The sequence below is a fragment of the Lactobacillus sp. ESL0701 genome, from assembly GCF_029433445.1.
In the GTDB taxonomy this organism is placed as follows: domain Bacteria; phylum Bacillota; class Bacilli; order Lactobacillales; family Lactobacillaceae; genus Lactobacillus.
In genome coordinates, this window is record NZ_JAQTIC010000007.1 from 1 (window position 1) to 24091 (window position 24091).

22 protein-coding genes are annotated in these 24091 nt (G+C 39.7%); 17 read left to right on the plus strand and 5 right to left on the minus strand.

All coding sequences use genetic code 11. From position 1 onward, the window contains the following. Positions 1 to 3072, plus strand: a 3072-nt coding sequence (locus tag PT281_RS06350) for an SLAP domain-containing protein (protein WP_277153026.1), incomplete at its 5' end; no start/stop codon positions are given. Positions 3073 to 3361: 289 nt separating this feature from the next. Here the strand turns inward: PT281_RS06350 and yidC are convergent. Together yidC and PT281_RS06360 are read right to left on the minus strand one after the other, a co-directional pair. After that, positions 3362 to 4327 (minus strand): membrane protein insertase YidC, encoded by a 966-nt coding sequence (gene yidC / locus PT281_RS06355; protein ID WP_277153028.1) that lies wholly within the window; start codon positions 4325 to 4327, stop codon positions 3362 to 3364. A gap of 32 nt (positions 4328 to 4359) precedes the next feature. Next, positions 4360 to 4692, minus strand: coding sequence for an acylphosphatase (locus PT281_RS06360; protein ID WP_277153030.1), 333 nt, complete (start codon positions 4690 to 4692; stop codon positions 4360 to 4362). A gap of 94 nt (positions 4693 to 4786) precedes the next feature. Here PT281_RS06360 and PT281_RS06365 point away from each other — a divergent pair, with 94 nt between their 5' ends. The 5 genes from PT281_RS06365 to greA all read left to right on the plus strand — a co-directional run bounded on the left by PT281_RS06365 (position 4787) and on the right by greA (position 10298). Then, positions 4787 to 5554, plus strand: coding sequence for an RNA methyltransferase (locus PT281_RS06365; RefSeq protein ID WP_277153032.1), 768 nt, complete (start codon positions 4787 to 4789; stop codon positions 5552 to 5554). A gap of 85 nt (positions 5555 to 5639) precedes the next feature. Further along, on the plus strand, positions 5640 to 5990 hold the full coding sequence (locus PT281_RS06370) for a helix-turn-helix domain-containing protein (RefSeq protein ID WP_277153034.1): 351 nt from the start codon (positions 5640 to 5642) through the stop codon (positions 5988 to 5990). A gap of 291 nt (positions 5991 to 6281) precedes the next feature. Next, complete coding sequence (pheS, locus tag PT281_RS06375) at positions 6282 to 7331, plus strand: phenylalanine--tRNA ligase subunit alpha (protein WP_277153036.1); 1050 nt, start codon at positions 6282 to 6284, stop codon at positions 7329 to 7331. Then, positions 7331 to 9748 (plus strand): phenylalanine--tRNA ligase subunit beta, encoded by a 2418-nt coding sequence (gene pheT, locus PT281_RS06380; RefSeq protein WP_277153038.1) that lies wholly within the window; start codon positions 7331 to 7333, stop codon positions 9746 to 9748. The genes pheS and pheT overlap by 1 nt, the downstream gene beginning before the upstream one ends. Before the next feature lie 73 nt (positions 9749 to 9821). After that, positions 9822 to 10298 carry a transcription elongation factor GreA gene (gene greA / locus PT281_RS06385; RefSeq protein WP_277129403.1) on the plus strand — a complete coding sequence of 159 codons (477 nt, stop codon included), beginning with the start codon at positions 9822 to 9824 and terminating at the stop codon, positions 10296 to 10298. A 50-nt stretch (positions 10299 to 10348) separates the two neighbouring features. Here greA and PT281_RS06390 read toward each other — a convergent pair whose 3' ends face one another. Next, on the minus strand, positions 10349 to 11260 hold the full coding sequence (locus PT281_RS06390; RefSeq protein WP_277153040.1) for a BadF/BadG/BcrA/BcrD ATPase family protein: 912 nt from the start codon (positions 11258 to 11260) through the stop codon (positions 10349 to 10351). Between the two features lie 226 nt (positions 11261 to 11486). On the opposite strand from PT281_RS06390, the gene PT281_RS06395 reads away from it, so the two are divergent. The 11 genes from PT281_RS06395 (at position 11487) to yjeM (ending at position 22540) form a co-directional block, all read left to right on the plus strand. Next, positions 11487 to 13580, plus strand: a complete 2094-nt coding sequence (locus PT281_RS06395; RefSeq protein ID WP_277153042.1) for a penicillin-binding protein 2 — start codon at positions 11487 to 11489, stop codon at positions 13578 to 13580. A gap of 84 nt (positions 13581 to 13664) precedes the next feature. Next, the gene (gene rpmG, locus PT281_RS06400) at positions 13665 to 13814 is read left to right on the plus strand and encodes a 50S ribosomal protein L33 (protein ID WP_172999151.1); all 150 of its coding nucleotides are present in this window, start codon (positions 13665 to 13667) and stop codon (positions 13812 to 13814) included. Positions 13815 to 13871: 57 nt separating this feature from the next. Continuing rightward, positions 13872 to 14438, plus strand: a complete 567-nt coding sequence (locus tag PT281_RS06405; RefSeq protein ID WP_277153044.1) for a 5-formyltetrahydrofolate cyclo-ligase — start codon at positions 13872 to 13874, stop codon at positions 14436 to 14438. 15 nt (positions 14439 to 14453) lie between these two features. Next, the gene (locus PT281_RS06410) at positions 14454 to 15170 is read left to right on the plus strand and encodes a rhomboid family intramembrane serine protease (protein ID WP_277153046.1); all 717 of its coding nucleotides are present in this window, start codon (positions 14454 to 14456) and stop codon (positions 15168 to 15170) included. Then, positions 15170 to 15388, plus strand: coding sequence for a YqgQ family protein (locus tag PT281_RS06415; protein ID WP_277153048.1), 219 nt, complete (start codon positions 15170 to 15172; stop codon positions 15386 to 15388). Before PT281_RS06410 ends, PT281_RS06415 begins: the two co-directional genes overlap by 1 nt. A 55-nt stretch (positions 15389 to 15443) precedes the next feature. Then, positions 15444 to 15848 carry a rhodanese-like domain-containing protein gene (locus tag PT281_RS06420; protein ID WP_277153050.1) on the plus strand — a complete coding sequence of 135 codons (405 nt, stop codon included), beginning with the start codon at positions 15444 to 15446 and terminating at the stop codon, positions 15846 to 15848. A 70-nt stretch (positions 15849 to 15918) separates the two neighbouring features. Continuing rightward, positions 15919 to 16839 carry a tRNA (adenosine(37)-N6)-dimethylallyltransferase MiaA gene (miaA, locus tag PT281_RS06425; protein ID WP_277153052.1) on the plus strand — a complete coding sequence of 307 codons (921 nt, stop codon included), beginning with the start codon at positions 15919 to 15921 and terminating at the stop codon, positions 16837 to 16839. Further along, the gene (locus PT281_RS06430; RefSeq protein ID WP_277153054.1) at positions 16832 to 18085 is read left to right on the plus strand and encodes a methionine gamma-lyase family protein; all 1254 of its coding nucleotides are present in this window, start codon (positions 16832 to 16834) and stop codon (positions 18083 to 18085) included. Before miaA ends, PT281_RS06430 begins: the two co-directional genes overlap by 8 nt. Positions 18086 to 18240: 155 nt before the next feature. Then, positions 18241 to 19578: a glutamine synthetase family protein gene (locus PT281_RS06435; protein ID WP_277153056.1), complete on the plus strand. Its 1338-nt coding sequence runs from the start codon at positions 18241 to 18243 to the stop codon at positions 19576 to 19578. Between the two features lie 146 nt (positions 19579 to 19724). After that, positions 19725 to 20903, plus strand: coding sequence for an MFS transporter (locus PT281_RS06440; protein WP_277153058.1), 1179 nt, complete (start codon positions 19725 to 19727; stop codon positions 20901 to 20903). 143 nt (positions 20904 to 21046) lie between these two features. Next, positions 21047 to 22540, plus strand: coding sequence for a glutamate/gamma-aminobutyrate family transporter YjeM (yjeM, locus tag PT281_RS06445; RefSeq protein WP_277153060.1), 1494 nt, complete (start codon positions 21047 to 21049; stop codon positions 22538 to 22540). Positions 22541 to 22600: 60 nt separating this feature from the next. On the opposite strand, the gene pyrE is transcribed toward yjeM, so the two are convergent. Together pyrE and pyrF are read right to left on the minus strand one after the other, a co-directional pair. Further along, positions 22601 to 23242 (minus strand): orotate phosphoribosyltransferase, encoded by a 642-nt coding sequence (pyrE, locus tag PT281_RS06450; protein WP_277153062.1) that lies wholly within the window; start codon positions 23240 to 23242, stop codon positions 22601 to 22603. 1 nt (position 23243) lies between these two features. Next, positions 23244 to 23951: an orotidine-5'-phosphate decarboxylase gene (gene pyrF, locus PT281_RS06455; protein ID WP_277153064.1), complete on the minus strand. Its 708-nt coding sequence runs from the start codon at positions 23949 to 23951 to the stop codon at positions 23244 to 23246. Between the last annotated feature and the right edge of the window lie 140 nt (positions 23952 to 24091).

The following is a 24091-nucleotide window of genomic DNA, read 5'->3' on the forward strand; positions in this document are numbered from 1 at the left end:
GCTGATAGTCAAAGTGAAAGTTACAGTAATTCACTGAGTCAGAGCAACTCAGCAGCTGTTAGTCAAAGCAACAGTATTTCTAAGAGTTTGCAGGATTCATTTGCCTCAGCAATTAATGCTTCAGGAAACTCAAATGCTTCTGAAAGTATGAGCAATAGTCGTTCATTGAGCGACAGTAACTCGAAGATTAGCAGCGCCAGTCAAAGCTTCAGTACTTCGATCAGCGATAGTAACAGTACAGCTAGTCAAAGCACTTCCAAGAGCCAAAAGGACAGTAAGTCGATAGCTGATAGTCAAAGTGAAAGTTACAGTAATTCATTGAGTCAGAGCAACTCAGCAGCTGTTAGCCAAAGCAACAGTATTTCGAAGAGTTTGCAGGATTCATTTACCTCAGCAATTAACGCTTCGGGTAACTCGAATGCCTCTGAAAGTATGAGCAATAGTCGTTCATTAAGCGACAGTAACTCGAAGATTAGTAGCGCTAGTCAGAGCTTTAGTACTTCAATCAGCGACAGTAACAGTGTTGCTAGTCAAAGTAAATCTAAGGCTGATAGTGCTAGTGAAAGTTACAGCACCTCAATTAGTGATAGTAATTCATTAGCGTCCAGTCAAAGCAAGAGTTATAGTACCTCGTTAAGCAATAGTGATTCGACAGCAGCAAGTGCTAGTGCAAGCTATAGTGCCTCAGTTAGTGCCAGTGACTACATTGCAAGTATTAGTCGCTCAACAAGTGAAAGTCAAAGTAAATCTAAAGCAGAAAGTATTAGTAATAGTTATAGTATGTCAATTAGTACCAGTGATTACGTAGCAAGTATTAGTCGTTCAACAAGTGAAAGTCAAAGTAAATCTAAGGCTGATAGTGCTAGTGAAAGTTTTAGTACTTCAATTAGCGACAGTAACAGTGTTGCCAGTCAAAGTACTTCAACTAATCAAAAAGATAGTGAAAGTTACAGTAAATCCTTAAGTAACAGTAACTCAACCGTAACTAGCGAAAGTGACAGCACTTCAAAGAGTATGCAAAGTTCGTTTGCTTCAGCAAGCTTGAGTGCTAGCGTAAATAGCTCACAAGCTGCAAGTTTGAGTGAAAGTTTCAGTAATTCAATTAGTGTAAGTGATTATGTAGCAAGTATAAGTAGGTCAACAAGTGAGAGTCAGAGTAAGTCAAAGGCAGACAGTATGAGTGAAAGTTATAGTAACTCTGTCAATATGGCAAGTATTAGCGCTTCAGCAAGTATGAGAGATAGCCAATCGGCCGCTATTAGTGCCAGTGAAAGTTACAGTATTTCGTTAAGTAATAGTAATGGTTCAGGTAACTTGAGTAATAGTATTAGTAATTCACGAACCGCAAGTTTAAGTGAAAGCTTTAGTGCTTCAGTAAGCAATAGTGATTACCTCGCAAGTGCTAGTCGTTCAGCAAGTGAAAGTCAAAGCAAATCTAAAGCAGATAGTATGAGTGAAAGTTATAGTAACTCTGTCAACAATAGCTCATATATGGCAAGCATGAGTGCTTCAGCAAGTGTAAGAGATAGTCAGTCAGTTGCTATTAGTACAAGTGAAAGCTTTAGTATTTCATTAAGCAATAGCAATGCTTCAGCAAGTTTGAGTAATAGTGTAAGTAACTCACAAGTAGCTAGCCAAAGTGATAGTTTCAGTAGTTCTACTAATACTAGTGATTATCTTGCAAGTATGAGTAGATCAACAAGCGAGAGTCAAAGCAAATCTAAGGCAGACAGTGTAAGTGAAAGCTTCAGTATCTCAATTAGTACTAGTGATTATCTTGCAAGTATGAGCAGATCAACAAGCGAGAGTCAAAGTAAGTCACAAGCAGACAGTACAAGTGAAAGCTTCAGCGTCTCAATTAGTACTAGTGATTATCTTGCAAGTATGAGTAGATCAACAAGCGAGAGTCAAAGTAAATCTAAGATAGACAGTGCTAGCGAGAGTTACAGTAATTCTGTTAATAATAGTTCGTATGAAGCAAGTATGAGTACGTCGATTAGTCAAAGAGACAGTCAATCATTAATCGACAGTAGAAGTGAAAGTTACAGTAGATCAATTAGTGCTAGTGATTCAATTGTAAGTAGTGCAAGTGAAAGCTTTAGTATTTCAATTAGTCAAAGTGACAGCTTAACTAAAGAAAGTTTGTCGACTAGTCGAAGTAAGAGTGCATCACTATCTGCAAGCAGCAGCTCGGCTAGTGTAAGCATGTCAACTAGTCAAAGTGAAAGTGCATCACTATCTGCAAGCACATCTATTAGTACTAGTGATTCGATTGCTGCAAGCAGCAGTTCAGCTAGTGTAAGTATGTCAACTAGTCAAAGCGAGAGCGATTCACTAGTAACAAGTACATCGATTAGCGCTAGTGCTTCACTAAGTCAAAGTAGCAGTAAGTCGGTATCAGATAGTGCTAGTCAAAGCTTAAGTGTTTCAGTCAGTCAGAGTAATTCACTTAATAGTGAGTGGGCAGGCAATGGTGGAAATTATGTTCCAGCAATGTCGTCATCTACTGCAACTTCAGCTGCAACTGATAATGCTGTAATCAGAGAACTTCATCATAATGCATATATTTATGATAAATCAGGTCAACGTGTCGGTAACTTGATTTTGGCTAGAAAGTCACAGGTTAAGACTTACGGCGAGCAACAACTGATTAATGGTCGGTATTTCTACTATATTGGCGATGGTCATTATGTTTCTGCTCAAAACTTCGTTGGTTTTGAAAGTAAGCTTCGTCACAATGCCTATATTTATAACCAAAAAGGTAAGCGAGTTGGCAAGACAGTCTTAAAGAAGGGTAAAGAACTTAAGGCATACGATGCAATCCATGCCCAGGGTCGAAAATTCTACAATGTTTTGCAAGGTAAGTTTATTGCTGCTGGTAACTTTAAGGGTAAAGAACTGCACTTGAAGCACAATGCCTATGTTTATAATGATAAGGGTCATCGTGTAGGTAATGAGAAGATAAGAAAAGGCAAAAAGATGAAGATCTATGGTACCAAAGTAATCAATGGTCGCAAGTATTACCATTGTCGGTACGGTAAGTACATCTTAGTTGCTAATTTCAAAAAATAGTAAGTTAAACAGAGGTTGAAAAGCCTCAATTTTAAAAAGACTAATGCAGATTTTATAATCTGGGTTAGTCTTTTTTGTATAAAAATCTTAGTAAGTTAGGTGGTTTGACCTAAGGCGTATATATTAAGCTGTAAATGATTTTAATTGCGGCTAGCTACAATTGACTTTTAATAGTATTAAAGCAGCTCACGTAATGATTTAAAGGCTGTAGAGAATTAAAAGTAAGATATTAAATAAAAAAGGAACGTTAGAATAAAAGCTAACGTTCCTTTTTAAATTAAATATTTTGTTACTTATGATTTTGCTTACCTTTATTGCGGTTACGCAAATTTTCGTGCATTTCTTTGACCTGTTTGTTAACTGCTGGTGCAGCAGAATTTTGGTCTAACAATTCAGCAATTTTAGCTGGTGTAACAATTTCTTTGAATGGTTCACGTTTGAGTTCTTCATCAACATTCTTCTTAACGCGCGGCATAATGATGAAGGTTACGATTACCTGTTGAATAATGGTAAAGAAGTTACCTGCAGCCCAGTATAATGCGACTGAACCGGAAACAGACATTGAAATAAACAGGGTCATGATTGGGTTCAGCAGCATCATTGACTGCATTTGCTTCTTCTGTTCTTTAGGAATACCAATTAACGAAATGTAACCCTGGATCAGGGCAAATACTGTACCAATAATTGCCATCAGCATTGATTTCTCACTAAGTGAAATCGTAAAGAAAGTTGAATTGGCTAAGGTTTTGGAATACATTACAGCTTGGTAAATCCCAATCATGATTGGGAACTGGATAATGAGTGGCAGACAGCCCATGCCGCCGGTTAACGATAGGTTATTTTGCGAATATAATTGCCGCTGCCAGTTGGCCAAGGTCATCTGCTGGTCTTGAGTTAAATCCTTCTTTTTCATTGCGTCTTGGATTAACTTCATTTGCGGCTGCAACCGAGCCATTTTCTCCTGCTGAGTCGTTGATTTCTTTTGCTGGTTTAGCATTAATGGCAACAAAATCATCCGAACCACTAGCGTCATTAAGATAATGGCCCAGCCAGCACCATTTGCCCCGCCAATCAGGGTGTAGCAGCGCAACATGATATTCTGCAGAGGTCTACCGATAAAGCTGTAAATCCAGCCGTAAATGCCGCTTGACGGCGGCGTATTGAGTGCGGTGCCGCGCTGGGCACAACCCGTTACAATTAACATGACCACCAAGGTTAAGGCAGCTAAACCAAGATATTTACGATATTTTTTCATTCAATTCACCACATTATTATTTTAGTCAATATCTAATATAATACATGAAAACCATGCATTTTGCTTACATTTATTCGTTTTTCTTTTCTTATTTTAGTTATTTTGGCAAACTGCGAAATGTTGTGGGGTAATTCTTGGCAAAATTGGTTAATTTGATTGAGGTCAGCTTGTAACATAATGGTTACAGTTCGGTCTGAGTTGTTATGAACAGAACCCGTGAGTTGCATTTTATCAGCCAAAACTTGGACGCTCCAGCGGAAACCAACGCCCTGGACAATACCAGAAACAGTGATTTCCCAGGTTTCCGTAGTTGAATTAGCGGAAGTTTGTCGATGAGAGTGGTTATTTCGATTAAAAAAGCCCATAATTAATCCTTTCTATAAGTTACATACTTGATTTTACCATTTTTAAATTTAATAGTTTACATTAGAATAGAAGTAAGAGGAAGAGGTTTTAACAATGGAACAAATTAGTTCGGTAAACAATAAGTTAATTAAGGATTTAGCCAAATTAAAGCAGAAAAAATACCGTGAGGAAACGGGATTATATTTAATTGAAGGTTTTCATCTAGTTGAAGAAGCAATTAAAGCAAACCGCAAGTACGTTTACTTATTAGGGACGCAGGAAGCACTAGATACTATTGCCGCAGAAAACGAAGTCGATATCTCTAGTCGAAAGGTTATTTTAATTAATTCCGCAATTGTCCGTCATTTATCGAGTACTAAAAATTCTCAAAATGTTTTTATGGTTTTGAAAATTGCCCAGCCTAAGGATTACCCCTTCAATTATGGCAAGTGGGTTCTGCTTGACCAATTAGCTGATCCGGGTAATGTCGGTACAATTATTAGAACAGCTGATGCTGCAGGCTTTGATGGGGTTGTCTTGTCGCCAAATAGTGTTGACTTATACAATCCTAAGACGCAACGAGCAATGCAGGGCAGTCAATTCCATATTAATTTAATTGTGGCAGAATTGCCGACGACAATTGCTTCTTTAAGGGGCAGCGGCATTCCAGTTTATGCTAGTATGCTGGATCGGGCAGCAAAACAACTGCCCGACTTTGCCCCAGTAGCACAGTTGGGCTTAGTTATTGGTAATGAGGCTCATGGCGTTAGTTTGCCAGTAGCACAAGCCAGCGATGAAAAGTTGTATATTCCAATTAAAGGTCAAGCTGAATCATTAAACGCGGCAGTGGCGGCAGGAATTATGATTTATCATTTTGCTTAGTGTTGAAGAATTGAATACTTGTTTTTAGTAAGTAAATTAATTATAATAGTTGTCAGAATTAGATATCAATAACGGAGGAACTGCCATGAGTCAAAAAGGAAAATATCAACAAACTAATGGGTGTCGGGCTTTAACTTATGAAACCTGCCCTCACTTTGTTAACGCCTTCCAAATCATCGGCAAGAAGTGGAATGGCTTGATTATTAGTTCCTTGTGCGAGACCAATTATATGCGTTTCAAAGACTTAGCTAATTGTGTTTCTGCTTGTTCTGATCGGGTTTTAGTTGAACGTTTAAAAGAATTAGAAAAAGAAAAAATTGTTAAACGTTCAGTTGATGCTAAAACTAAAATTATTTCTTATGGCTTAACTAAAAAAGGTGCCGAATTGCAGCCGGTTTTTGACCAAATTCATGAATGGGCCGATAATTGGGTTTAAAAGCAAAATTTCACTTGCAACTTGTGGGCAAAAGAATTATTCTAGTAATTAATTACTAATGAGCAAGACTAGTAACAGCAATTGTTTAATCAGAGAGACTTTTTTATTGAGCTGAAAGAAAGGTCTAAATGGAACTGCGAATTTCATCTTGCCAGTAGAATCTAATCAATTCCGGTATTCACCGTTATCGAAGACTTGAGTGTGGACTTTTGATGGAGTCCAAACTAGGGTGGTACCGCGTAGCTTCGTCCCTGTTAGGGATGGAGCTTTTTTTATTTGAAAGGAAAAATTATGGACTTATTTGATCGACTGAAAGAACTTCGTGATAAAGGCCTTGCTGAAATTGATAAGGCAGAAAACGAAGAAAAGTTAAATGATGTTCGGGTAAAATTGGTTGGCCGTAAGGGTGAATTGACTGAAATTTTACACTCGATGAAGGATGTTGCTCCTGAACATAGACGTGAAATTGGTCAGCGGGTGAACAAGCTGCGTGATTTGTTCAATGACAAATTGGATGATGCTAAGACAGAGATTGTTAAGGCACTTGTTGAAGAGCGTCTTGAAAAAGAAAAGATTGATGTGACTTTGCCAGGTCGGGAAAACCACATTGGTTCTGAGCACCCAATTAATATTATTTTGGATGATCTTGAAAAATACTTTATTGGGATGGGTTACCAAGTAGTGCAGGGACCAGAAATTGAAACTGACCACTATTGTTTTGAAATGATGAACCTGCCTAAGGACCACCCAGCTCGTGATATGCAGGCTACTTTCTATGTTGATCCTGAAGACTTGCTGCGTTCACAGACTTCCGGTGACCAGGCTCGGGTTTTAGAAAAGCATGACTTTTCTCAAGGACCATTAAAGATGGTCGGGCCTGGTAAAGTTTACCGCCGTGATGATGATGATGCGACGCACTCCCACCAATTCATGCAAATGGAAGGGTTAGTTATCGATAAGAATGTCACGATGGGTGACTTAAAAGGTACTCTGGAATTGCTCACTAAGCACATCTTCGGTGAAGACCGTGAAACCCGTCTGCGCCCAAGTTACTTCCCGTTTACGGAACCCTCAGTTGAAATGGATGTTTCTTGCTTTAATTGTAATGGTAAGGGTTGTGCAATTTGTAAATATACTGGCTGGATTGAAGTCTTAGGTGCCGGAATGGTTCACCCTAATGTTTTAGAAAATGCCGGCGTTGACGCAAATGTCTATGGTGGTTTTGCCTTTGGTGTCGGCTTAGATCGGTTCGCGATTTTGAAATATGGTATTGATGATATTCGCGATTTTTATACAAACGATGTCCGTTTCTTAGAGCAATTCCGTAAGGAGGAAAGATAATGCTAGTTTCATACAATTGGCTACAAGATTTTCTAAAATTAAATCAAGATCCCAAACAATTAGGCGAAAAAATCACCCGGACAGGTGTTGAAGTTGCTGAAGTTAAGCACCCACAAGAAGGTTTGAAAAAATTAGTAATCGGTCATATTATTGACTGCACGCCAATTGAGGGAACCCACCTTAACATAACTCACGTTGATGTTGGCGAGGATGAACCTCACCAAATCGTTTGCGGCGCGCCAAATGTTGCTGCTGGTGAGAACGTTGTTGTTGCTCTGCCAGGTGCAAGAATTGCTGATAACGTTAAGATTAAAAAGGGCAAGCTGCGCGGCTATGAATCTAACGGTATGATCTGTGGTTTACAGGAAATCGGCTTTGCCGACAATTTAGTTCCTGAAAAATACACTGATGGCATTTATGTTTTCCCCGAAGATGCAGAGATTAAACCAGGTCAAGATGCTTATGAACCATTGGGAATGGACGATTATATCTTTGATTTTGATATTACGCCCAACCGTGCTGATACCTTGTCAATGGAAGGTTCCGCATACGAAGTCGGTGCTATTGTTGATGAACCTGTTAAGGTTGAAGATGTAACTTTGAAGGCTGATGGTCCCGATTGGACAAATGATTTTGATGTCCAAGTTGATCCCAAGTTAGCTCCTAAATTTTACCTGCGTAAAGTAACTGGCGTTAAAATTGCTGATAGTCCTTTGTGGATGCAAAAACGCTTGTGGAATGCCGGAATTCGTCCAATTAACAACGTCGTTGATGTAACTAACTATATTATGCTGTTGACAGGACAACCAATGCACACTTATGATGCACGCGCCTTTAAGAGTGGTAAATTGGTCGTACGTCAAGCCAATAAGGGTGAAAAATTAGTTTTATTGAACAACAAAGACGTTGATCTTGATCCTAATGACATTGTAATTACCGATGGCAACCGTGTTGTCATGATGGCTGGAGTAATGGGTGGTCTTAATTCTGAGATTGAAGATGATACCACTGACGTTATCTTGGAATCTGCTATCTTTGACCCAACTTTAATTAGAAAAGCTGCCTTGCGTCATGCGAACAGAACTGAAGCTTCAAGTCGCTACGAAAAGGGTGTTAATTGGGATGCTACCATGCGCGCGCTTGACATGGCAGCATTACTGCTTAGAAATAACGCTCAGGGTACAGTTGCTGAAGGCGTAATTAAGGCTACTGATGAACCTCGTAAGCCAGTTACAATTAAAACTACGGCTTCATATATTAATAAAGTCTTAGGTACGACCATTTCTGGTGCTGAAATGCTGCATATTTTTGACCGGTTGAATTTTAAGGCTGAACTTGATGGTGATGACTTAACGGTTAATGTACCAGCAAGACGCTGGGATATCGCTATTCCTGCTGATTTAGTTGAAGAAGTCGGTCGGTTATATGGCTATGATAATATTGAATCAACTCAACCTGTTTTAGCAGAAACTCACGGTGGCTATTCTAAGGAAGAAACAGTTTTAAGAAGAATTAAAAAGGTTGTTCAAGGTCAAGGTCTACTGGAAGCAATCTCTTATTCATTAACTTCACCAGATAAGGCATTGGCTTTTACCAAGGATCCTAAAGAAGTTGTTGCAGTTCAAATGCCGCTTAACTCGAGTCGTTCAACTTTAAGACAAAATCTGTTAACGGGATTAGTTGATGCTGCCAGCTACAATATGGCACGTAAGCAAAATCAATTAGCTCTTTACGAACAAGGTCGCGTTTATGACCATGAAGGTGGTACTTATAACGAGCATGAACATTTAGCTGCACTTTACTCTGGCAATACCTACTTTGCTAATTGGCAACATGAAGATGAAAAGATCGATTTCTACTATGTTAAGGGACAATTGACTAACTTATTATTAGCAATTGGAATTGACCTAAATGAGGTTGAATATAAGGCAGAAATGGTTGCCGGGTTGCACCCAACTAGAACTGCTGGAATTTACATCAAGGGCAAGTATGTTGGCTTAATTGGCATGATTGCCCATACTGTTACGATGGCTGAAAAATCCCTTAATGGTGCGGAAATTTATGGTTATGAATTAAATCTCGATGAAATTATTCCAATGATTATTGCACCAAAGACTGTTTCAACTCCAGCACCAAAATTCCCTGCAATTGAACGTGATTTGTCAATTTTGGTTAAAGAAGACGTTACTAACCAAGAAATTGAAGATGTCATTAAAGCCAATGGCGGCAAGTACCTGCGTAATTTACGCGTAATTGACGTTTACCAAGGGACACATATTGATGATGACAAGAAGAGTTTGGCTTACAACCTGACCTTCTTGAATGAAAAAGATACTTTGACTGATGAAGTTGTCACTAAGGCAATGAATGCCATTATGGCAGATTTGGAAGATAAACTTAGCGCTAAAATTCGTTAGAGGTTGACTTTGTGCTGGGAAATTAATATCATAGACCATTGCAAAGAAAATTTAACTTTAAGGAGTATATTTTATGCCTGAAAAATCATATCCAATGACTGCTGAAGGAAAAGAAAAACTTGAAGCAGAACTTAAAAATTTAAAAGTTGTTAAGCGTCCAGAAGTAATTGAACGAATTAAGGTTGCCCGCTCATACGGTGACCTGTCCGAAAACTCCGAGTATGATGCTGCTAAGGATGAGCAGAGTCACCTTGAAGATCGGATTAGTGTCGTTGAAGAAATGCTGAAGTATGCGCACGTTGTTGATGCTGACGCCAGCAATCCTGACGAAGTAGCTGTTGGTAAGACAGTTACTTATACTGAAGTCGGTGAGGATGATCCGGAAACCTACACAATTGTTGGTAGTGACGAATCTGATCCATTAAGTGGCAAGATTTCTAACGATTCACCAATTGCCCAAGCCATTTTAGGTAAAAAGAAGGGTGAAACGGTAACTATTTCGACCCCCGGTGGCAAGTTTGAAGTTGTCATCAACAAGGTAGAGGAATAATTCAAATTAAAAAAGCAGTTCTAATGAACTGCTTTTTTATTATCGCTTGGTTAACTTGTAAAGTGGCGGTAGTCCTTGCTCTTATCAAAGACAACCCCACGGGCATTTTCACCGTTAGAGATTGAGAATTCTGCTTGCGGATACTTAGCATGAACTTTAGCTTCTAAAAAGCCCCGCAGCATTGAGTTATTGGCGAGAACCGAACCAGTCAATGCCACCTTCATTGGCTTAGGGTTGTCATAACGATCCATACCAATAATAATATCACGGGCAAGTAATTCGGCCTGCTCCTTAATAATCGCTGTCGCGTCCATATCACCTTGGTCGGCAAGTTTAGCGACTTCGATTGCCATTGAAGCAACTTCTGGATTAGTCATTTGATAAAACTTGGCGGTGCCGTCAACAAGATTATCAACTGCAAAAATCTGGTTAAACATTGCGATTAAGGCGTTATCCTCGCGTTTATCCCAACTGAGTAAGGCGGCTTTTAAGGCAGATAGAGCAATTGCGTAACCAGACCCTTCATCACCTAGTAAGGAACCATAACCACCAGTAGTAATGATATGACCATTTTGCAGACCGTTGAAAACCGAACCAGTCCCTGCAATTACTAAACCGCCGTCAGCACCTTCAAGGCCATTATATAGCGCAAGGAGTGAGTCGGTAATTGCCCGCGTTGGCAAGTTGCCAACTTTACTAGAAATTGCCGCAGCAACCTGCGGGGCATTACCGATAACGGATAATCCCGCGATGCCACACAAAATACGCTGGCAGTCGCCGTCAATTTGATTAAGCAATTGGTTAATTGCACCGCTGATATTAATAATTGCATGGTCGTAGTCAGTATTAACCTGTCCAGCACCAGCTTCAGCACGTTCAAGCTCTTGTCCGTGCATGTCGTATGCAATTGCTGTGGTATGGGTTCCGCCAGCATCAACGCCAATTTGATAGATAAGTGTCATAATATCTCTCCTTTTTTAGATTAGTTGATAATCTTAATTTTATTACAAACGCTAATAAGACAGAAGTGAATTATGAAATTATGTTAGCGGTAACTAAATTGTTGTAAATGGCTAAGAAACAATTTTTGACGTAATCTTTTAAAATTTTGCCAAAGCTGTGGTCAAGTGATAGAATTGGCGTCTGCTTTTTGTTAAAATAACTCTAGTTTAGAGAGGTTTGAATTAAGTGAAATATTCTAAAAAACATCGCGGAGCTGCTAATGCAAAAAGTCAATCGTCGACACCGCTCAGAATGAAAATTATTTTAGGAATTATCTTCGTTCTGTTTGCGACGCTGATTGGTCAACTAGCATATTTGCAGCTAGGTTATGGCTCACGCTTTAAGGCTGAAGTGCAGAAGTCTAATTCTGCCGTGGTATCAAGTCAGGTGCCGCGCGGCGTTATGTATGATAATAAAGGTCGCGTTTTGGTGGGTAATAAGGCGCAGAATGCCATTACTTATACCAAAAGTGCTTCAACTACATCTGACCAAGTATATTCGATTGCTAATGCTTTAAGTTATTACATTAGGCTTAATGATGAAAAACCAACCGAGCAGCAGGTAATTGATTATTATCTTGGCAATAAGGCTAATAGCACTAAGGAAACAGCTAAAGTACCTAAGTCGGTGCGCAATACCGAGGATGAAGAACTCATTAATAATGCAATCGATAATCAAGTGCGCAAGGAGCACATTAAGCTGACGCCCCGTGAAAAGACAGCGGCTTTAATTTATAACAAAATATCAGGTGCATATACCCTATCAACGATTTATATTAAAAATCAGGGCTTAACTGATAAGGAAATTGCTGAAGTGGGTGAACACTTGTCTAGCTTGCCAGGAGTCGGTATCGGGACTGATTGGCAGCGTTCATATCCTAATGGTTCGTCTATCAAGAGTATTATTGGTTCGGTTTCAACTGAAAAAGCTGGTTTGCCAAGCGATAATTTACAATATTACTTGACCAATGGTTATTCACGTAATGACCGCGTTGGTACATCGTACTTAGAAGAAGAATATGAGCCGCTTTTAAAGGGAACAAAGTCAACTAGCAAGGTCTGGACTAAGTCCGATGGCAATATTGAACAGACCAAGTCGGTTTATTCTGGTCAGGCTGGGGCTAGTTTGGTTCTAACTCTTGATGCGAAGTATCAAAAAGAGGTTCAGAATGCACTCAAGCAGACTTATGCTTCAGCTATTGCTTCAGGAGCAGCTCATTATTCTAATGGGGCTTATGCCGTGGCAATGAACCCGCAGACCGGTGCTTTATTGGCCGTTGCTGGGATTAACCGCGACCCGAACAAGAATAAGACAGTTGATAATGCCTTAGGTGTCATTAACCAAACTTACGTTATGGGGTCAGTTGTTAAAGGGGCAATGGTCGGCGGCGGTCTAATTAATAAGGTGATTACCCCAACTAACAATACTTTGCCTGATACCCCAATCTACTTGCCAGGCTCGCCAATTAAGAAGTCTGTTTATCCCGTTGGGACTTTTGGGGCTTTGGACGCGCCAACAGCTCTTGAAGTTTCAAGTAACATTTATATGATGCACTTAGCAATGAATTGGATTCATGCTAAATATGTGCCTAAGCAATTTATCAGTATGCCTGATACTGCTTTTGACACACTACGGCGTAATTTTAATATGTTTGGCTTGGGACAAAAGACAGGCGTTGACTTGCCGGGTGAATCCGCTGGTATTCAGGGTAAATCATTTAATGCCCAAGGACAAATTCTGTCTGGGTCGGTTCTTGACCTGGCTTATGGTAACTATGACGCCTATACGCCAATTCAATTAGCGCAATATGTGTCCACGATTGCTAATGGCGGATATCGTTTGCAGCCATACGTTGTGCAGTCAGTTGGTCACACGGCTACTAATGGTAAGAAAGTTTACATTGACTATAACAAAAAGCCTAATGTGCAATTACGGATTCCGTGGACTAGCGATGAGCTAGATGTTATCCATCAAGGATTCTGGCGCGTTGTTCATGGGACTAATTCATGGGGAACGGCTCATAAGTTAAAGGATGTTAAGCCGTCAATTTCGGGTAAATCTGGAACGGCCCAAACATTCTACTATGATCCTGATCATCCAAACCAGAAGAATCCGCCAGAGTTGATTAATGCGACCTTCGTTGGTTATGCGCCATCGAATAATCCTAAGTTAGCAGTGGCGGTTGTTTTCCCAGGGTTAGATCCTGATTTGGAAGGTTCATATACCTTGCAAATGGCTAAGGCAATGGTCCAAGATTACTTTAAATTGCATAAAAATTAGAAATTTGAGGATAACTCTGGTAAAACTTTCTAAAAAATGCTATCATAATTCAGTCAGAATAATAAATTGTAGGTGGTGAAAGAAATGGCAGATAACATCATTTTGGAATGCACCGAATGTGGCGACAGAAGTTACTTATCTAAGAAAAACAAGCGTAAGCATCCGGAACGTTTAAGTTTGAAGAAGTATTGCCCTGTTGAAAGACACGCAACTCTTCATCGTGAAACTAAGTAATAAACCAATATGGCAGGGGCATTTTGTTCCTGCTATTTTTTGTAGTGAAAGAAATCGATGAATAAAAAAGATTTACGGCAAAAACAAATTAGTCGATTACAAGATTTTGCAAAAACTGAACAAAAAGAGCTCGAGGATCAGCAACTGTTAGACAAAATATTGTCTTGGGATGAACTCAAAAATAGTCAAACAGTTGGCGTAACTTCTTCGCTTGCTTATGAGGTTGATACTTCACGGTTAATTGCTTTATTATGGGATCAAGGCAAGGATGTTTATTTAGCTAAGGCCTATAACAATTCAGAACATTCACAAGATTTTCTGTATTATAGTTATATGACTAAGTTGACGACTTCTAAGTTTGGTGTTGTAGAAGTTGATGATCCAGATGCGAAAGTTAATAATGACTTGGACTTAATTATTGTACCGGGACTTGCTTTTGCAAAAGATACACACCAGCGGCTTGGCTTTGGCGGCGGTTACTATGATCGCTTTTTAGTTAAACATCAGCAGACTAAGACGGTTGCTCTAGTAAATTCACAGATGATTTTTAATAAGACTGCATGGGACGTTGAACAAACAGATGTACCAATGCAAACGATTATTACGCCCGATGCAGTTTTGTAAGTTAGCGAGGCTATAATGCAAAAACAAAGTTTTAAAGATAGTTACATGACATGGACCATTTTAATTGTTTTGTTTGTGGTCTTTTTAATGGAAACCGCTCTGGGTGGTTCACAAAATTCCGCAACTCTTGTTATGATGGGCGGTATGGTAAAGAGCCTAGTTCTTGTTTACGGACAATGGTGGCGGTTATTTACAGCACAATTTTTACATATTGGTATTATGCATTTAATTACTAATGCAGTAATGGTTTATTATTTGGGAATTTATTTAGAACAAATTTTAGGACACTGGCGTTTTTTAGCAATATATTTGGCATCAGGAGTTGGTGGCAGTTTGCTTAGTTTGGCTTGGAGCAACTATTCAGTTAGTGTTGGAGCCTCGACAGCCCTGTTCGGTTTAATGGGAGCAATGGCAGCGGTTAGTGTCCGAAATCGTGATAATTCCGCAATTGTCTACTTAGGCAAGCAGGCATTTTGGTTAGCAGTAATCAATATTATATTTGATATGTTTTCAAATTCTAATGTACTGTTTGGTATTGGCAATGGTTCAAAAATTGATATTGCCGGACATCTAGGCGGCTTAATTACGGGTTTATTGTTAGCTATTATTTTAGGTAATAAGCAATTTCGTGAATATTCAAATAAAATCCGTGTTATTGCAGTCTGTTGCCTGGTGATTTATTTCGTTTATGCGGTTCATACCAGCATAGGATTAATTGGCGTAGGTTTCTAATGAAGAACTTATATGATGTTCAGCAGCTCCTTGAAAAATATGGTGTCCTCGTGCACGTTGGCAAACGCATCTGGGACATTGAGCTGATGGCGCTTGAACTTGACAATATTAATCACTCACGCTTAATCGACAAGCATGATTACCTAATTGCGAAGATGATTTTGCGGCGTGAGCATGAGCACGAGGAACGCAAAGAGAAAGAAAAGCATAGAAGCTAGGATAATTTAGTAGTAAAATTATTCTTATAAGTTTATTTAGAAAAGAGTTTAATCAATGTCAACTTTTTTAATTATTTTGGATGTTGTCTTAGTAGTTGTCATTCTGGCTTTTGTTGCAGTTTGGCTATGGAATAAGTTCCAGACTAAGCGTCTTGGCAGAGGCGACTTAACCAATGAGGAATTTAATAAGGGAATGAGAAAGGCGCAAATCGTTGATTTACGTGAAAAGGCTCCATTTAAGAGAAAGCATATTGATGGTGCACGCAACTTGCCTTATACAACACTTAAATACCAATATAGCGAACTTAGAGCCGATTTGCCGGTTTATTTATACTCTGATTCATTAACCGTAACTTTACGGGCTGCCAGATTTTTGCAAAAGAAGAAATTTTCTTCAATTAAATGGTTGAAAAATGGTTTTGATGAGTGGAACGGTCGCACAAAAACATCTAAATATTAATTAGAAGAACATGTTTCGGGCACTCGCGCAAACATGTTTTTTGCTTTTATTAGGAAAAAGGATATTCGAGATGCAAAAAGTACTAGCAATTGTAGGGCCGACAGCGATTGGCAAGACCAGTTTGGCTATCAAATTAGCGCAGCAGCTGAATGGTGAAATTGTTTCTGGCGATTCAATGCAGGTGTATCAGGAAGTAGCAATTGGTACGGCGAAGGCAACACCTGAAGAACAAGCTCAGGTTAAGCATTATTTGGTTGACAGCCAATCAGTATTTGAACCATATTCGGTTAAGGATTTTACTGAGCAGGCTCAATCGGCAATTAAGACAATTGCGACTGCTGGTAAATTGCCAATATTAGTCGGCGGTACTGGCTTTTATGTTAATGCCCTGCTTAATCAAATGCAGCTGGGGGAAAAGGATGAACACGAAACGGCAATTGCTGCTAAGTGGCAAGAATTTTTAGATGAGCAGGGACCAGAAGCTTTGTGGCAAGAATTAAATAAGCGTGATCCTGCTGCCGCCAGCAAAATCCCCGTGGCTAACTCTCGGCGCAGTTTACGGGCATTGACCGTAATTGAGCGAACAGGGCAGAAATTTTCGCAGCAGCAAACAGAAATTAAGCCGCGCTATGATTATTTAATTATTGGCTTAAATTCTGAACGGCAGGAAATTTACCGGCGGATTAATTTGCGAGTTGACCAAATGATGACTCAAGGAATGCTGCAGGAAGCTGAATTTATTTACCAAAATCGCGACCGGGAATACCAAATCTTGCAGGCAATTGGCTATAAAGAATTTTTCCCGTATTTAAAAAAGGAAAAAAGCCTAGCAGATTGTGTAGATCAGCTAAAGACCAGTTCAAGGCGATATGCTAAACGGCAATTGACATATTTCAGGCACCAACTGCCTTGTCACTGGTTTGACCCGTTAAAAGATCAAAATTGTATTACAAAAATAGAAGAGAAAGTTGAGGAATGGCTCCATGAATAATTGGCCAGAAGAATTACAACAAATCGTTAAGGAAGTTGATGCACAAATCGCACCACAGCTTGCTAAGATTGACGACAATATTTTGTATAATCAGAACAAAGTTTTGCAGGCTTTTAAGGATAAAGCAGTTGCAGAAGCTGATTTGCAGGGAACCACTGGTTATGGTTCAGATGATACTGGACGTGATAAGTTAGACCGGATTTATGCGCAGATTTTTCATACCGAGGATGCTCTTGTCCGCTCACAATTTGTATCGGGTACGCATACGATTGCCACGGCAATGGCTGGGAATTTGCTGCCGGGAGATGAATTAACTTACTTAACAGGGATGCCGTATGACACGCTGCAGCAAGTAATTGGCGTTGCTGGTGATGGTCGCGGCAGTTTGCAAGCATACGGCGTCAAATTCTCGCATGTTGAGTTGAAAGATGGTGAAGTTGATTATGATGCTGCGCGCAAATTGCTAGGTGAGCATCAACCGAAGATGGTTGTTATTCAACGTTCACGAGGTTATAATACCCGCCAGAGTTTTACTGTCGCCAAAATTAAGCCGATGATTGCAATGATTCGTGAAGTTAGCCCTAAGAGTATCATTATGATTGACAATTGCTACGGTGAATTTTCCGAAAAGCATGAACCAACTGAGTATGGCGCTGACTTAATGGCTGGCTCATTAATTAAAAATGCCGGCGGCGGCTTAGCCAAAATTGGTGGTTACGTTGTCGGCAAGCACGAACTGATTGAAAATACCGCGGCACGTTTGACTGCTGGCGGCATTGGTCGTGAGGAAGGTGCCAGTTTAAATAACAATCTCGATTACTTCCAAGGTTTGTTCATTGCCCCGAATACAACCGGTAATGCAATTAAGGGTGCTATTTATTCGGCCGCAATTTTGGAACGAATGGGTGAAGAAGTAACACCTAAGTGGAATGAAGATCGGACTGACTTGATTCAAACGGTGATTTTCCATGATCAGGACAAAATGGTTCGGTTTGCTAAAGTTTTGCAAGAGAACTCACCGGTTAATTCCTTTGTCGATCCAATTCCAAGTAATGACACAGGTTATGAGGATAAGGTTATCATGGCTGACGGCTCCTTTGTCGAAGGTGCAAGTATTGAATTTTCTGGTGATGGTCCAATTCGCCCGCCGTACGCAATTTACATGCAAGGTGGATTAACTTATGCGCATGTGAAGATTGCCATCACGAATGCAGTAAATGAATTATTTTTTGCAAGTAATTCTTGAATTAATTAAAAAACGGTAAAGGTTGGAAAAACATACTAGACCACTTTGACTTTTGGACTAGGGTTTGTTATTGTATTAAACAGGTTTTATGCAGAACAAGGAAGTTTTGATAGGACCAGACCAATTACTGTATGATTTTTTATTAGGTGAAAAAAATGGCAAAGACAATTACAGCAGATGATATTAGACAGAGCGTTGCTGATAATGACGTGCGCTTTTTACGATTGGCATTTACGGACATCAACGGTACTTCAAAGGCCGTTGAGGTGCCAAATAGCCAACTTGAAAAAGTTTTAAGTAATGACATTCGTTTTGACGGTTCTTCAATCGACGGTTTTGTTCGTTTGGAAGAAAGCGACATGGTTTTGTATCCAGATTTCTCAACTTGGGCAGTATTGCCATGGACTGATAGTCAAGGTGGCAAGATTGGTCGACTGATTTGTTCAGTTCATACAACTGACGGTAAGCCGTTTGATGGCGACCCACGTAACAACTTGAAGCGAGTTGTTGAACAAATGAAGACAATGGGTTTTTCTGCTTTCGATATTGGTTTTGAAGCAGAATTCCACTTGTTGAAGTTAGATGAAAATGATAATTGGACTACTCAAGTGCCGGATCACGCTTCATACTTTGACATGACCTCAAATGATGAAAGTGCAAGTTGTCGTCGGGAAATTGTTGAAACACTTGAGAGCATTGGCTTTGAAGTTGAGGCTGCTCACCATGAAGTTGGTGACGGTCAACAAGAAATTGACTTTAAATTCGATGATGCATTAACAACTGCTGACCGTGTGCAAACCTTTAAGATGGTTGTTCGCGAAGTTGCCAGAAAGCATAACTTGTTTGCGACATTTATGGCTAAGCCGCTTCAAGGTCAAGCTGGTAATGGGATGCACACTAACATGTCCTTGTTCAAAGATGGTAAGAATGTTTTTTATGACAAGAATAATGAATACCACCTATCAAATACCGCACTTTACTTCCTAAACGGAATTTTGACCCATGCGCGGGCAATTACAGCAATTGGTAACCCAACTGTTAACTCATACAAGCGGTTGATTCCCGGCTTTGAAGCACCAGTTTATATTTCTTGGGCTTCAAAGAACCGTTCACCAATGATCCGGATTCCATCAGCTGAAGAGATTAATACTCGCTTGGAGATGCGTTCTGCTGACCCAACTGCTAACCCATACTTGCTACTTGCTGCATGTTTAACTGCTGGACTTGACGGTATTAAGAGAGCGGAAATGCCAATGGATCCAATTACTTCTAACTTATTTGAAATGAGTGAAGAAAAACGTGAAGAATTGGGAATCAAACCATTGCCAGCAACTTTGCACAGTGCCTTAAAAGCATTCAAGGCTGATAAGTTAATCCAAGATGCTTTGGGTAAACACCTATCGTCCAGTTTTATTTCTTCTAAGGAATTAGAATGGTCACAATATACCCAAACTGTTTCTGACTGGGAAAGAAATAAGTACATGGGTTATTAATTAATAAATTGATTTATTCAAAAGAACTGCTTGATTATTTTCGGGCAGTTCTTTTTTGTTAATTATAAAATAAACAATAGAACCATTAATTAAACTTTTATTAAGTGGTAGAATTATCATGTTAATGAATTTTGTGAGGATAAAAAGTGGCACAGCATAAATCGATTTATACTAAAGATGTAATATTAGTAATGGCGGCATCGTTTTTCTTTATGTTTAGTACGATGTTTGTTAATCCATTGATTAATGGTTACGCCAAGAGTCTTGGTGCCAGCAGTGCATTTGCGGGGATTATCGTGGGAATTATGAGTATTGCCGCGATGTTTTTGCGACCAATTGCCGGTAACTTAACGGATAAGTTTTCTAAGTATCGCTTATCACTAATTGGTGGCATTTTAATTTTTATTGGTGTAACTGGCTATGTCTTTGCTCCTAAAAGTGGTTGGCTGCTGTTGTTTAGGCTGATTAATGGTGCTGGGTATGTCTTAGACACGGTTTGTATGACAACTTGGCTGGCATTCTTGGTACCACGTGAGCATGTTGGTGAAGCGATGGGCTTTTACGGTTTAATGAATGCTTTAGCAATGGCTGTGGCACCAGCACTGGCAATTAATGTTTATCAAAAAACAGGTTATCGCATAGCGATTATTGCTTCTGCGGTATCTTCTTTTTTGATGATTATTACAATTAATTTTGTTGGTAACCATGCTAAGCCCCAGAAAAAGGCAGTGGGGGGTAATGCACCTAAGCACTTCAAGATTATTGAAGTCAAAGACTTGCCGATTGCCTTACTCACGACCTTGTTTGCCTTTCCGTATTTTGCGACTCAAGCAGACCTTGTAACTTATGCGCAAGAGCGTCACTTGAATGTTGCGGTGGGGTCATACTTTCTAATTTATGCAGTTGTGTTATTAATAATTAGAATAGGACTTAAGAATTTATTTGATACAGTTCGTTTTGGTGTGTGGTTCTGGCTTAGTACCATCGCTACGGCTATTTATTTGGTATTATTAGCCGTCATGAAAAGTAACTGGGAAATGGGACTTGCTGCTTGCGGGATGGCAATTGGCTATGGCGTTATTTATTCGGTTTTGCAGTCGACGGCGCTCTTACTTGCGCCAATCAATGAGCAGGGCTTAGCTAGCAGCACCTTTTATTTAGGACTAGACATTGGGATGTCCTTTGGACCGATCATTATGGGGTTTGTGAATGATCTGCTGCCGATTAGGTACTTCTATCTAGTTCAGTTGTTACTAATCCCATTAATGATTATTGTTTATCTGTGTTATCGCAAACGATTAAATAGCGCGATTAGTAACCATTAATTTACAAAGATAGGGCTGATCTGCTCTGCCTTTTTTCTGTATCCACTTTATTAAAATTAAATTACATAAAGATAAGAGCTTTTGAATAAATGCTGAAAAAGGTTCATAATAGTAAGGTCTATTTTAAAAAGGAGCTACTATTTATGGATAAAAAACAGCCGAACAAAATTACCCTCGGCACGTTAATTTTAATGATCTTCTCGTCCATCTTTGGATTCAGTAATTCACTGACCGCGTATTATCAAATGGGTTATGCAAGTATCATTTGGTATGTGATCGCGGCAATTCTGTTCTTTTTGCCATCTGCATTAATCTTTGCGGAGTATGGCGCATCTTTTAAGGGCGTCAAGGGTGGTATTTTTTCTTGGCTTGAAGAATCAGCTAATGAAAAGGTGGCATTTGTAGGGACCTTTATTTGGTTGGCTGCTTGGGTCGTGTGGCTGGTTTCTTCCACGCAATTTTTCCTTGTTGCGCTATCGACCTTAATTTCGGGTAAAGACATGACGCAAACCTGGCATTTGGGCTTTTTGTCATCAACTCAACTATTAGGTGTTCTTGAAGTTGCCTTCATGGTGATTGTCACGTTCTTTGCTGCTAAAGGAATTGACAAGATTACAGCTGTTGATAAAGTCGGCGGGGCTTTTGCAATTATTATTGCACTAGGCTTCATGTTGGCATCACTGGTCGTATTTGCCTTTAGTCATGGGCATTTCGCTGAACCAGTTACGGCAATGAACTTTACCAAGTCACCTAATCCAGCCTTTCAGACACCGGTAGCAGTATTATCATTTATTGTTTATGCACTATTTGCTTATGGTGGTCTTGAAACTTCGGCTGGGGTCATTGATTCAGTTGACAAACCTGAGAAGACTTTCCCTAAGGCCATGATGGCAGCAATGGCTTTGATGACTGGACTTTATGTAATTAATATTTTGATGTGTGGTATTTCAACTAATTGGACTGCGATTCTGGGTGCAAAGAATGTTAACATTGCCAATATGGAATATGTCTTAGTCAACAATTTGGGAATTGTGATGGGGCACAGCATGGGCTTATCGCAATCTGCTACACTGGCATTAGGAACGATTTTTTCCCGGCTTGCCGGCTTAGCTGATGTTTTGTCCGGAATTTCCGCAGCCTTCTTAATGGTTTATTCACCAATCAAATCCTTTATTGAAGGTTGTGATGCGCGGCTGTTACCTAAAAAATTAGTGAAATTAAATAAGCACAATATGCCTGAACGGGCAATGTGGGTCCAGGCAGCACTAATTAGTGTCATTATCTTGTTTATATCCTTTGGTGGTAATGCTGCGGGACAATTTTACACGATTTTAATGGATATGATGAACGTTTCTTCAAGCGTGCCGTACCTGTTCTTGATTGGGGTATTTCCATTCTTTAAGATGAAAAAGGATATTGATCGCCCATTTGTCTTTATCAAAGGTAAGGGCAAGGTCTGGGCAGTAACGATTCTTGTCTGGCTGGTTGTTGCCATGGGAATTATCTTTACGTGTGTTGAACCAATGTTATCTGGAGACTATATGACGTCGTTCTGGACGGCAATTGGACCAGTTGCCTTTGGTGTCATTGCTTATGTTTATTACACTTATCGTGAGCACCATGATGCAAAATTTTAAATTATAAAAAAATCACCTGTTACTATGAAGTGCAACAGGTGATTTTTTAGTTTTTAGCTATTATTCTTGGTTAAACTTTTTGCCCCATTGCCAAGGGTCTTCATGCCAAGTTTTAAGTGTATAATATTCAGCTTCCGTGATGTAATTCAATTCTTTTTCTTTTGCCAGCAGTTCTGGATAAGAAAGCAGAGGATTGAAGGCAATATTGGCTGCCGCAAAATTTTGCTTGGCGTCTGGCAAATAATAAGTGAAAATCGAACTAACACCAATGACGTTGCCGCCTTCGTTTTGGGTCGCCTTAACTGCATTTAAGACAGAACCGCCGGTGGTAATTAAATCGTCAATCAAAACAATTTTGTCTTGGTCAGTAAAGCGACCTTCAATTTGCCGGCCTTTGCCGTGATCTTTAGGCTTTGGTCGGACATAAATCATTGGCAATCCCAGCTTGGCTGCGACCAATGCAGCGTGGGGAATACCAGCAGTTGCAACACCGCCAATAATCGTGACATCAGGAAATTTAGTCTTAATTAAGGCGGCTAAATCACTGGCAATCCAATCGCGCAAGTCGGGATAAGAAACTGTCAGCCGTAAATCAGTATAGATGGGTGAGAGCATACCGCTGGCGTAAGTGAATGGCTTGTTAGGTGATACCGTAATGATTTTTTCGGCGATTAATTTGGCAATGATTTGTTCTTGATGCATGTTAGTTAAACTCCTTCTTAATTGCTTGATAGGCTATTTGGGGATTAGCAGCTTGCGTAATCGGTCGACCAACAACAATTGCGCTGGCACCGTATTCTTTTGCCTGTTTTGGCGTAGCGACACGTTTTTGATCGCCATTGCTAGTTTGAGCAGGTCTAATTCCCGGTGTAATATAGAGAAAGTCAGGACCAATTTGTGACCGGAGATTTTCAACTTCTAGCGGCGAGCAAATAACGCCATCGGCACCGGCTTTTTGTGCTGTTTGGGCAAGACTAACGACCTGTTCAGTCATTGGCAGTTGACAATTTTGCTCATCTTGCAAAATTGCATCAGAAATTGATGTTAATTCCGTCACTGCTAAGAGTTTAGGTACACTTTGACCAGCTGGCGTACCAGCAATTAAGCCGTCTTTAGCAGCTTTAATCATCTCACTGCCGCCTAATGCGTGGATAGTAATGCAAAAGACGTTTAGCGCGGCTAGTTGCTTGGCAGCATGATAGACAGTGTTAGGAATATCATGCAATTTTAAGTCTAAGAAAATATGGTATCCCTGTTTGCTTAATTTTTTAACTAGGGTACTTCCAGAATGATAAAAAAGCTCCATACCAATTTTTAAGTAAGTTTCTTGCGCTGCACCAAGCTTTGGCAAAAGTCGTGCAACTTCCTGCTCATTAGCATAATCTAGGGCGACGAAAACTGCTTTTTCCATTGCAAACCTCCAAAAAAAGTCTATTCTGGCACAGAGCGCGTCAAAATAGACTTTTTGAGTAATTTAGTCATGTTTAACTTGCGGTCTCTCTGTACCGTTTAAAGTTCATTGTTAGTAAGTCTAGCATCATCTTACCCAAA

Excerpts from the sequence above, each read along its gene's own strand:
- yidC (WP_277153028.1), bottom strand. The coding sequence starts at position 4,327 with ATGAAAAAATATCGTAAATATCTTGGTTTAGCTGCCTTAACCTTGGTG.
- PT281_RS06360 (WP_277153030.1), bottom strand. The coding sequence starts at position 4,692 with ATGGGCTTTTTTAATCGAAATAACCACTCTCATCGACAAACTTCCGCT.
- PT281_RS06365 (WP_277153032.1), top strand. The coding sequence starts at position 4,787 with ATGGAACAAATTAGTTCGGTAAACAATAAGTTAATTAAGGATTTAGCC.
- PT281_RS06370 (WP_277153034.1), top strand. The coding sequence starts at position 5,640 with ATGAGTCAAAAAGGAAAATATCAACAAACTAATGGGTGTCGGGCTTTA.
- pheS (WP_277153036.1), top strand. The coding sequence starts at position 6,282 with ATGGACTTATTTGATCGACTGAAAGAACTTCGTGATAAAGGCCTTGCT.
- pheT (WP_277153038.1), top strand. The coding sequence starts at position 7,331 with ATGCTAGTTTCATACAATTGGCTACAAGATTTTCTAAAATTAAATCAA.
- greA (WP_277129403.1), top strand. The coding sequence starts at position 9,822 with ATGCCTGAAAAATCATATCCAATGACTGCTGAAGGAAAAGAAAAACTT.
- PT281_RS06390 (WP_277153040.1), bottom strand. The coding sequence starts at position 11,260 with ATGACACTTATCTATCAAATTGGCGTTGATGCTGGCGGAACCCATACC.
- rpmG (WP_172999151.1), top strand. The coding sequence starts at position 13,665 with ATGGCAGATAACATCATTTTGGAATGCACCGAATGTGGCGACAGAAGT.
- PT281_RS06405 (WP_277153044.1), top strand. The coding sequence starts at position 13,872 with ATGAATAAAAAAGATTTACGGCAAAAACAAATTAGTCGATTACAAGAT.
- PT281_RS06410 (WP_277153046.1), top strand. The coding sequence starts at position 14,454 with ATGCAAAAACAAAGTTTTAAAGATAGTTACATGACATGGACCATTTTA.
- PT281_RS06415 (WP_277153048.1), top strand. The coding sequence starts at position 15,170 with ATGAAGAACTTATATGATGTTCAGCAGCTCCTTGAAAAATATGGTGTC.
- PT281_RS06420 (WP_277153050.1), top strand. The coding sequence starts at position 15,444 with ATGTCAACTTTTTTAATTATTTTGGATGTTGTCTTAGTAGTTGTCATT.
- miaA (WP_277153052.1), top strand. The coding sequence starts at position 15,919 with ATGCAAAAAGTACTAGCAATTGTAGGGCCGACAGCGATTGGCAAGACC.
- PT281_RS06430 (WP_277153054.1), top strand. The coding sequence starts at position 16,832 with ATGAATAATTGGCCAGAAGAATTACAACAAATCGTTAAGGAAGTTGAT.
- PT281_RS06435 (WP_277153056.1), top strand. The coding sequence starts at position 18,241 with ATGGCAAAGACAATTACAGCAGATGATATTAGACAGAGCGTTGCTGAT.
- yjeM (WP_277153060.1), top strand. The coding sequence starts at position 21,047 with ATGGATAAAAAACAGCCGAACAAAATTACCCTCGGCACGTTAATTTTA.
- pyrE (WP_277153062.1), bottom strand. The coding sequence starts at position 23,242 with ATGCATCAAGAACAAATCATTGCCAAATTAATCGCCGAAAAAATCATT.
- pyrF (WP_277153064.1), bottom strand. The coding sequence starts at position 23,951 with ATGGAAAAAGCAGTTTTCGTCGCCCTAGATTATGCTAATGAGCAGGAA.